The organism is Succinivibrio sp. (genome assembly GCF_045124615.1).
Lineage (GTDB): Bacteria > Pseudomonadota > Gammaproteobacteria > Enterobacterales > Succinivibrionaceae > Succinivibrio > Succinivibrio faecicola.
In genome coordinates, this window is sequence record NZ_JBGVMC010000338.1 from 1 (window position 1) to 9,309 (window position 9,309).

Consider the following 9,309-nt stretch of genomic DNA (forward strand, 5'->3'; position numbering starts at 1 on the left):
CAATCTGAGCCATGATCAAACTCTTCGAAAATAAAGATTTTGATTTTTTGTGTTCCTTCAGCTCTCGCTTTCAACACTTCGTTTTTTTTGTCCCTCTTCCGAGGGCCCACACAGATTGTCCGTACTGATTTTTAAAGATCTTCATTAACGCTTGGTTAATGTTCGTTATCGTTTGTGACAACGGAAATGCATTATAGACTTTTTTTAATTCTTGTCAAACATTTTTTTAATTTTTTTTAGCAATTAATCTTCAATTAATCTTTATATCCAATGATTACACCGAATTTAAGCTCATAGAATATACATTCCACATTCTTAAAGCCTGCTTTATTGAGCATCTGAATTTCCTGTTTTACACTGACCTCTCTATCAAGTTTCCAGCGTTCTTTCCATTTTTTTATTTCATCTTCACTCAAAGAGCTGCTTTCTATCTTTTTACGCCAGTACGAATCTGCCTTTTCAGATAAATCCTTATCGTCATAACAGAACTGATCGTAATTTACAAAAACTCCGCCTTTTGGAAGATTTTCATAAATTCTTTCAAAAAGAGTTTGCTTTGTTTCATCCTCTAAATGATGAATGGATAAAGCTGATATAACCATGTCAAAATCTTTATATCTGTAATTCTGAGCATAGTCATTTACCTCAAAGCAAATATTTTCAAGACTATCAAATCTCTTCTTTGCTACTTCAAGCATTTTGTCTGCAACATCGACAAGATGATATTTTGCATTTGGAAAATGCTTTATGTAAAAAGCGTCGAGAAGACCAGTACCAGCACCAAGATCTAAAATTCGTTTCGGATTTAAATTTGCAGCCAGAAATTCTGTTGTTTTTTCGTAAAAAGAATCAAAACAAGGAATAAAAATTCTTCTTGCTGAATCATATTCCTTTGACACTAAATTAAACTGTTCTTTAATACTCATTTTTTTCAGTTGTAAAAAAAGGCAGGATACTAATCCTGCCTTATATTGCAAGATTCTGCATTATCTAGGCTTACAGCTTAACTTTCCATCCTTGTCAGCCTCAAGAATTAATGGCTTCTCGGTTGGGATCTTACCTGCAAGCAATACCTTTGATAATGGATCAGCAACCTCATTTTGAATTGCTCTTCGTAATGGTCTTGCTCCAAATACAGGATCAAAACCAACTGTAGCAACTCGCTCAAAGATACTGTCTCCAAGTGTAATATCAAAACCAGCACTCTTAAGTCTGTTAGACAGAGTTTCAAGCTGAATTCTTGCAATTCTCTTGATGTTTTCATGATTCAATGGATGGAATACCACTGTTTCATCAACACGGTTTAAGAACTCTGGCTTAAAGTTCTGCTCAAGAATAGCAAGGATCTTTGACTTAATTGCATCATAATCGCTCTTCTCATTCTCTTCTTGAATCATGCTTGAACCAAGATTTGAAGTCATGATGATTACTGTATTTTTAAAGTCAACTGTTCTGCCCTGACCATCTGTCAGTCTTCCATCATCAAGTACCTGCAGAAGAATATTGAAAACATCAGGATGAGCCTTCTCAATTTCATCTAGCAGAATTACAGAATAAGGTCGACGACGAACAGCCTCTGTCAGATAACCACCCTGTTCATAACCTACATATCCTGGAGGCGCACCAACTAGTCTTGATACAGTGTGCTTCTCCATAAACTCTGACATATCGATTCTGACCATTGCCTTTTCTGTATCAAATAGGAATTCAGCTAAAGCCTTACACAGTTCTGTCTTACCAACACCAGTAGGACCTAGGAACATGAATGAACCAATTGGTCTGTTAGGATCTGATAATCCAGCTCTGCTACGTCTTATAGCATTGGCAATTGCCTGAACAGCCTCTTCCTGACCGATTACTCTCTTATGAAGAGAATCCTCCATTCTTAGAAGTTTTGCCCTTTCACCTTCAAGCATCTTTGTTACAGGAATGCCTGTTGCCTTTGATACAACCTCAGCAATTTCAGTATCAGTAACCTTGTTCTTGATAAGCTGAGTTTCGTCATTCTTGTTCTTATCGCCTTCTTCAATCTGTTTTTGAAGATTTGGAATAACGCCGTACTGAAGCTCACTCATTTTTGCAAGATCGCCTTTACGCTTTGCAACATCATATTCATGACGGGCATTCTCAAGTTTAATCTTCAGCTGCTGTGTACCTTCAAGAATGATCTTGTCGCGTTTCCATATTTCTGTAAGACGCTGTTTCTCCTTCTCTCCAGTTGCTATTTCATCGTCTATAGCAGCAAGACGTTTCTTACTTGCCTCATCTGTTTCCTTTGCTACAGTCTGACGTTCCATCTTTAACTGGATAAGACGTCTTTCAAGTTTGTCTAAAGGCTCTGGCATTGAATCAATCTGCAGTCTGATACTTGCAGCTGCCTCATCGATAAGGTCAATAGCCTTATCTGGTAACTGTCTGTCAGTGATATATCTGTTTGACAGTGTTGCTGCAGCAACAATTGCAGGATCAGTAATCTGTACATGATGATGGATCTCATAACGCTCCTTCAAACCACGCAGAATAGCAATTGTGTTCTCAACTGACGGTTCACCTACAAATACTTTCTGGAAACGGCGTTCAAGAGCGGCATCCTTCTCAATATACTGACGGTACTCATCTAAAGTTGTAGCACCCATGCAGTGCAGATCACCTCTTGCCAAAGCCGGCTTTAGCATATTACCTGCGTCCATAGAACCTTCTGATTTACCGGCTCCAACCATTGTATGAAGCTCATCGATAAACAGAATAATTCGGCCTTCTTCTTTAGATAAATCGTTAAGAACAGCCTTCAGACGTTCCTCAAACTCACCTCTATACTTAGCACCTGCAATCAGAGCACCTAGATCTAAAGATAAAACTCTCTTGTTTCGAAGTCCCTCTGGAACCTCGCCTTTAACAATTCGCTGAGCAAGACCTTCAACAATTGCTGTTTTACCAACACCAGGTTCACCAATTAAAACAGGATTATTCTTTGTTCTTCTCTGAAGAACCTGCATTGTTCTACGAATTTCATCATCACGGCCAATCACAGGATCAAGTTTGCCCTTTTCAGCTCTTTCTGTAAGATCAATACAGTACTTCTTTAAAGCACCACGAGTGTTCTCAGCATTTTCATCATTAACATTCTGACCTGCACGGATCTCCTTTAAAGCAGTATTTACCTTCTCTAAAGTAAGATTGCAACGAGTGAAGATTTCCTTTAATTCACTATCAGCTTCAATTGCAGCAAGAACAAATAATTCTGATGAAATATATGAATCGCCACCCTTTTGAGCAAGCTTGTCACAAAGATTTAGTAATTTGCCTGTCTGAGGGGATAATTGCAGATCACCACCAACGCCTTGTACCTTAGGTAATTTGTCAACAGCCTTGTCGACAAGCATCTTTAATGCCTGAGGATCTGATCCAGCTAAAGTTACAAGTGGTCTTACAGCTCCATCTTCTTGTGCAAGAAGTGCTGACATTACGTGTACAGGCTCTATAAACTGATTGTCATGTCCAACAGCTAAAGACTGAGCATCAGCTAAAGCTTCCTGGAACTTGACAGTAAATCTATCTAAGCGCATTTACGCCTCCCTTTAAATTAAGGTTTATTTTGTATTCAACTAATATATGGGGACGATTCTTGTAATTTAAAGTGATAAGGATTATCACTTTATAGAAAAATGCAAACTACGTTGCATTTTTAGGAAAGAGATATAACTGTTGCAAGTCTTCCTGTTACAGGATTTCTTCTGTAAGAATAATATGATTTGTCAGTAAAGGTATCAATATGGCAGCTTTCAACCTTTGAAACAGACAGTTTTTTCAGATTTATCTTTACTAGTTTTTCAAGAGAACAAAGATATTTTGAATCTCCTTTTTTTATGAATGCTTCCTTTGCCTCTTCACCAAGAACAGATACAAACTTTGAAAGTAATTCTTCTCCAACCTCATAAGAGTTCTGAGAGATATGGGGGCCTATAAAGGCATATAACTTACTAGTATTCTTCTCGCGGATGATTTTTACAGCATTATCAATGATTCCCGAGTAAATGCCTCTCCATCCACAGTGAATAGCAGCACAGATTTTTTTATCTTCACTAACAAGAATTAATGGAAGACAGTCTGCTGTAAGTACTGCAAGTGCAATATTTTTATCATCCGTTACAATACCGTCAGCTTGTACACCAAGTGACGGAACTGTATCAGAAAAAACATCATTTGCTTTGGCATCGGATGAGTTGACATATAAAACAGTATTTGAATGAGTCTGATTCATCCATACTATTTTTTTGTTCAGATAGGATGTAAGTTCTTTTCTGTTATTGAGAACATCAATGGTACTATCGTTAACATGCAACCCAAGATTGAAGGTTGAAAAGTTTCCTTTTGAATAGCCACCATTAACTGTTGTATAACATAAGGTTACATTATCAAGAAGATAATCAACCTTTTTTATACTAGAACTTTTCTCCATTTACCTGATCATCCTCTCGAAGAAGTTTAATAAGCGACTTAAAATCATCAGGTAAAGGTGCATCAAAACTCATCTCTTCTCCTGTTATTGGATGAATAAATTCAATATGAGCTGCATGAAGAGCCTGATGTTTGAAATCTCTTAAGGCATTTGTAAGTTCTTCACTAGCGCCTTTCATCATTTTTAATCTTCTTCCGCCATATACGCTATCGCCTAACAGTGGTCTGTCAATTGAAGCCATATGAACACGAATCTGATGTGTTCGACCAGTTTCTAGTCTTAATTTTAGTAAGGTGTGTTCTCTAAACTGCTCCATTACACGATAATGAGTAATTGCCTCTCGTCCGAAACCATCATTTACTACAGCCATTTTGGTTCTGTTAAATGAATCTCTGCCAATAGATGCTTCAACGGTACCACCTGAAGTTACAAGTCCCTGACAGATAGCCTCATATTCACGAACAACATCATGTTTTGAAATAGCTCTTATAAGCTTGATCTGAGCATACTTCTCACGGGCAATAACCATTAATCCTGATGTATCCTTATCAAGACGGTGAACAATACCAGCTCTTGCTAGAGTTGCTGTTTCAGGATAGTGATAAAGCATAGCATTTAAGATAGTACCATCCTTAATGCCGGAACCTGGATGAACTACAAGACCTACAGGCTTGTTTATAACAATCAGATATTCATCTTCATAAATAACATCAAGAGGAATATCCTGAGGCTGATTTTCAAGCTCCTCTCTTTGTTGCTCTGTAAGTGAAACAATCTGAGCTGAACTTAATTTTAGGCTTGGTTTTGTAACTTCTTTTCCATCGATCTGCACAAAACCATCTTTGATCATCTGTGTTAATGCAGATCTAGAATAGGAAGGGGCCATCTGAGCTAAAAAAGCATCAAGACGCTTACCATGAAATTCATCATTTACAGTGTATTCGGTTTTCTCTGACATGTTCTCTTTGATACCGTGATAAAAAAACTTAATTTATTATATATCAGGTAAAAATATTACTCAAAACACGCTAATGCCTATAACACTTAATAACAGAGTCTGATTTGATAAGTGAACAGCCATATTAAAACAATCAAAACGTATCTCTTTTTGCTCTTTATACATAATTTTTTTTGATATCTCTGTGAAAAAAAGATTGATATCAGTTATCATATGAAGCTGATTTGATAACTATTACAATAAACAGAACATGAGGCATATTGATGTTTTCTAAAAAAATTCTGCTTCCTTTTGCTGCGCTTGCAATGCTGTTAACCGGTTGCTCAAGTGAGGTTGTCGAAAAGGATGCAATTCCAGATCTGTCACAAGAAGCTCTACACGCTAAAGCAAAACAGTATGCATCTTTAGGTGACTACTCAAATGCTGTAGATTATCTTGTTGCTTTAGACTCTCGCTATCCTTTCGGTGAATTAACCGATCAAGTTCAGCTTGATATGATCTATGTATACTATAAAGCACATAAAACTGATTTAGCTAGAGCTGCAATTTCTCGTTATAACAGATTGAATCCAAACTCAATGTATGCAGACTATGTTCTTTATTTGTCTGGATTAACTTATCTTCAGGCTCATGGAACTATGCTTCAGGATTTCTTAGGTTTTGACAGAGCACAAAAAGATCCTCAAAACCTATACGATGCCTACAAGAGCTTTAATGATCTGATTGAAACCTATCCTGACTCACCATATGCAAAAGATGCTTACTACAGACTTATTGGTGTTAAGGATCAGATTGCAAGACGTGAGTGGGCAATCGCTTCTTTCTATCAGGATAAAGGTGCTCTGATTTCTGCTATTCGCCATTATCAGACCATAGTTTATTCATTCCCTGATACAATATATGTAAAGAAAGCACTCGAAAGAATGATTGAAAACTATGAAGAATTAGGCCTTAACGTTCCTGCACAGAATGCAAGAAAGGTTTATGAAAATTCTAAGTTTGATGAAAACTGTTTATAGAATAAATCGTGGATAATTTTATCTACAATCCTCCAAAAGATCCTTTTCTGGATATTCTCTACCATGATGATTTCATCATGGTAGTTAACAAACCATCTGGCTTACTGTCCGTTCCAGGCAGACTTGAATGTCATTACGACAGTGTAATTTCAAGGATCAGAACTCTTCACAAGGACTGCGCTGCTGTACACAGACTTGATATGGATACATCAGGTCTTATGGTTGTTGCTTTAAATAAAGAGGCTACATCAAATCTTTGCAGGCAATTTGAAGCAAAAACAGTTCATAAGCTTTACTATGCATTAGTAGAAGGACTTATAGAAGAAAAAGGTGAAGTTACGCTTCCTATAAGATGCGATCTTGAAAGAAGACCTCTACAGATTGTTGATTTTGAACAGGGTAAACCTTCTCATACCATTTACAGAAGAATTGATGAGTTTTCAGTTAATGATCAGATTGTCTGTACAAAGAACTGCTCTTTAGTTGAGCTTACCCCAATAACAGGAAGATCACATCAACTAAGAGTCCATTTAAACGAAATCTCTCATCCTATACTAGGTGATCGTTTCTACGGAAAAACAAATACTGATAAAGCATCAAGATTATGTCTGCATGCATTCAGTCTTGAATTCAGTCATCCTCACACAGATGAAAGACTGAAATTCAAGTCTTATCCTGATTTTCTTTGCAGATAATAATCTACATTCCTCTTGCTTTTTTAATCATGTCAAATGCAGCCTGAATATCTTTTGCTTTCTCTGTATAAAGTCGAATCATTTCCTGTGTTAAGCCTGATGATGCCAGTCTATCAGGATGATATTTAAGCATTAGCTTTTTATGTGCCCTTTTCACTTCCTCATCGGTTGCACTTTCACTTATGCCTAATACCTCATAGGCTGCACTCAAAGCTGATGATGAAGAACTATAAGATGAGCTGTTCTGATTTGAACCTGATTCGTAGTGATTATATGAGTATCTATCTTCACTGCCACTGTAGGAACTGCCAGAAGTATATCCTTTCTTCATCTTAACTTCAGCATAACGTATATATATCAGACGCTGTAAAGATAATTCAGATATACCAAGCATTGATCCAATGCGGGTTAAACGGCGAAGCTCCTCATCATCTAGTTGGCCATCAGAAACTGCAACCTGAATCTGAATCTCTATTATGTATTCAATGAATGATGAATTGTTTCCAACTAATGAGTGAAGCTGTGAAATTGTTTTTGTAAGATCATAGTCTTCTGATTTTCCCTTTGAAAATGAAGTCCTTGCAACAGATCTTGCATCTTCAGTCAACTGCATCATATCCATGATATTGTTTGCAAACTGAATATGATCCTGATTGATTCTGCCAGCCCCTCTTGCAACATAGCCCATCAAGGAAAAAGTTATGTCCACTAATGACAGATTATAGGATGCATCTGTAAATGCTCTTTGTGCCTGTGCTCTGCTCTGTGCTTTCTTGATTTTATCCTTATCGACAAATATGTAACCTAAACAGGCTCCGATAATACCAGTTATAGGTCCACCAAAAAAGAAAAAACCTAGTATAAAGCCGACAATTCTTCCAATATATAAATCCATCAATATTCCTAAACGAAATCTTTATATTCTTTTTCAAGGAATGCAAAAGCAACCTGAACTGCTTTTGCCTTCTCTGTATAAATTGCAATCATATCTTCAGGCAGTCCCTGTGATGCAAGTCTGTCTGGATGATACTTGAGCATAAGCTTCTTATATGCTCTTTTTATTTCTTCAACAGTTGCACTTCTTGTAAGATCAAGGATCTCAAGAGCCTCATCTATCTTGCTTCTGCCTTTCTTATATGGATTCTCTGTCTTTTGCTTATTGCCAGTTCCATTTGCCTGTGATGCCTCATTAACATCTACGCTGACATCAGTTGAAGAAGACAGATCCTCTTTATCATACATTCTTGCAAATCTTGCTTCAGCACCATTTGAACTGAACAGTCTCTTTAACGATGCTGCTGACGCACCCATTTGCTTACCAAGCTCAAACAGTCTTGGTTTTACCTCAGGATCTATGGTTTCTCCATCTGAAGCAATGATGTATGCATAAGTAAGAACGCAGTTTATATAGTCTCTGTTCTTTCCAACATAAGCAACATAACTTTCTACATAGTTACTTACATTAAAATCAGGATCTAATGCTCTGTTGAAAGCCTCAACTGCAACAGTTCTTTCCTCTTCAGTTGCCTTGAAATGAGAAATCACATCTTCGGCATTCTGAATATATACATTCAGATCTGAAACATTAGCAAGAACGTAACCTGCTACAGTGTAGATATTCTCGTACAGAGAAGCCTTATCTTCACGATTCTTTTTTTGAGCAGCCTTTATTTTTCTCTGCTCTTTTTTCTGCTCTTTTTGCCTTTCCTCTTCTTCTATAGAAGCAAGATATGCATTATATGATAAGAGCTTTTCTTCATATATTTTTAATGAGTTCCTGTAAACCACTCTGTCTACAAGAAGAAATCCTGCAATTGCTACAATAGGAATAAATACAAAATAATGAGTAATTACAGCAAGAAAAATGCCGATACCAAAACCAACAAGAAAACCTTTAAAATCTCTTTTAGGTTTTACTGGTGGCTTTGGTTCATTTGTTTGTAATAAAAGATCTTTGCTTGTATCCTTATCAGACATGGCAGTTCTCTTTGTAGTATGTATTTACTTCTTCAAGACGCTCAACAGTGCCTACATCAAACCATCTTCCCTTTAAAAGCTGGCCTTTCATCTTATGAGCTTCTGACCACTTTTCAAAAAGGACTGACAGTTTGAGCTTGCTAACTTCATATCCTTCAAAAGCAGAAGCCTGATATCTTGCAGCACCAGAGAATGTATACA

Annotated in this window: 8 protein-coding genes and 1 pseudogene; 2 read left to right on the forward strand and 7 right to left on the reverse strand. The window is 36.9% G+C overall.

The annotated features are described in order from the left end of the window. Nucleotides 1-254 precede the first annotated feature (254 nt). The 4 genes from ACJML3_RS08950 to rluD all read right to left on the reverse strand — a co-directional run bounded on the left by ACJML3_RS08950 (nucleotide 255) and on the right by rluD (nucleotide 5,417). On the reverse strand, nucleotides 255-926 hold the full coding sequence (locus tag ACJML3_RS08950; RefSeq protein ID WP_406022498.1) for a class I SAM-dependent methyltransferase: 672 nt from the start codon (nucleotides 924-926) through the stop codon (nucleotides 255-257). Nucleotides 927-986: 60 nt separating this feature from the next. Next, entirely contained in the window at nucleotides 987-3,566 is a 2,580-nt protein-coding gene (clpB, locus tag ACJML3_RS08955) for an ATP-dependent chaperone ClpB (protein ID WP_406022499.1), read from the reverse strand. 119 nt (nucleotides 3,567-3,685) lie between these two features. Next, complete coding sequence (gene pgeF / locus ACJML3_RS08960) at nucleotides 3,686-4,459, reverse strand: peptidoglycan editing factor PgeF (RefSeq protein ID WP_406022501.1); 774 nt, start codon at nucleotides 4,457-4,459, stop codon at nucleotides 3,686-3,688. After that, on the reverse strand, nucleotides 4,443-5,417 hold the full coding sequence (rluD, locus tag ACJML3_RS08965) for a 23S rRNA pseudouridine(1911/1915/1917) synthase RluD (protein ID WP_406022503.1): 975 nt from the start codon (nucleotides 5,415-5,417) through the stop codon (nucleotides 4,443-4,445). The genes pgeF and rluD overlap by 17 nt, the downstream gene beginning before the upstream one ends. Before the next feature lie 263 nt (nucleotides 5,418-5,680). Here rluD and ACJML3_RS08970 point away from each other — a divergent pair, with 263 nt between their 5' ends. Further along, on the forward strand, nucleotides 5,681-6,436 hold the full coding sequence (locus tag ACJML3_RS08970) for an outer membrane protein assembly factor BamD (protein WP_406022504.1): 756 nt from the start codon (nucleotides 5,681-5,683) through the stop codon (nucleotides 6,434-6,436). Nucleotides 6,437-6,444: 8 nt separating this feature from the next. After that, nucleotides 6,445-7,131: an RluA family pseudouridine synthase gene (locus ACJML3_RS08975; RefSeq protein WP_406022506.1), complete on the forward strand. Its 687-nt coding sequence runs from the start codon at nucleotides 6,445-6,447 to the stop codon at nucleotides 7,129-7,131. Nucleotides 7,132-7,135: 4 nt separating this feature from the next. On the opposite strand, the gene djlA is transcribed toward ACJML3_RS08975, so the two are convergent. The 3 genes and pseudogenes from djlA to ACJML3_RS08990 form a co-directional block, all read right to left on the reverse strand. Beyond that, nucleotides 7,136-8,026, reverse strand: a complete 891-nt coding sequence (gene djlA, locus ACJML3_RS08980) for a co-chaperone DjlA (protein WP_406022508.1) — start codon at nucleotides 8,024-8,026, stop codon at nucleotides 7,136-7,138. A gap of 8 nt (nucleotides 8,027-8,034) precedes the next feature. Then, entirely contained in the window at nucleotides 8,035-9,108 is a 1,074-nt protein-coding gene (locus ACJML3_RS08985) for a DnaJ domain-containing protein (protein WP_406022510.1), read from the reverse strand. Continuing rightward, a pseudogene (locus tag ACJML3_RS08990) lies at nucleotides 9,101-9,309 on the reverse strand (hypothetical protein); the annotation flags it as partial. The pseudogene ACJML3_RS08990 and the gene ACJML3_RS08985, both read right to left, overlap by 8 nt.

What these genes read in the sequence shown, in the direction of transcription:
- ACJML3_RS08950 (WP_406022498.1), bottom strand. Translation starts at nt 926, where the DNA reads ATGAGTATTAAAGAACAGTTTAATTTAGTGTCAAAGGAATATGATTCA.
- clpB (WP_406022499.1), bottom strand. Translation starts at nt 3,566, where the DNA reads ATGCGCTTAGATAGATTTACTGTCAAGTTCCAGGAAGCTTTAGCTGAT.
- pgeF (WP_406022501.1), bottom strand. Translation starts at nt 4,459, where the DNA reads ATGGAGAAAAGTTCTAGTATAAAAAAGGTTGATTATCTTCTTGATAAT.
- rluD (WP_406022503.1), bottom strand. Translation starts at nt 5,417, where the DNA reads ATGTCAGAGAAAACCGAATACACTGTAAATGATGAATTTCATGGTAAG.
- ACJML3_RS08970 (WP_406022504.1), top strand. Translation starts at nt 5,681, where the DNA reads ATGTTTTCTAAAAAAATTCTGCTTCCTTTTGCTGCGCTTGCAATGCTG.
- djlA (WP_406022508.1), bottom strand. Translation starts at nt 8,026, where the DNA reads ATGGATTTATATATTGGAAGAATTGTCGGCTTTATACTAGGTTTTTTC.
- ACJML3_RS08985 (WP_406022510.1), bottom strand. Translation starts at nt 9,108, where the DNA reads ATGTCTGATAAGGATACAAGCAAAGATCTTTTATTACAAACAAATGAA.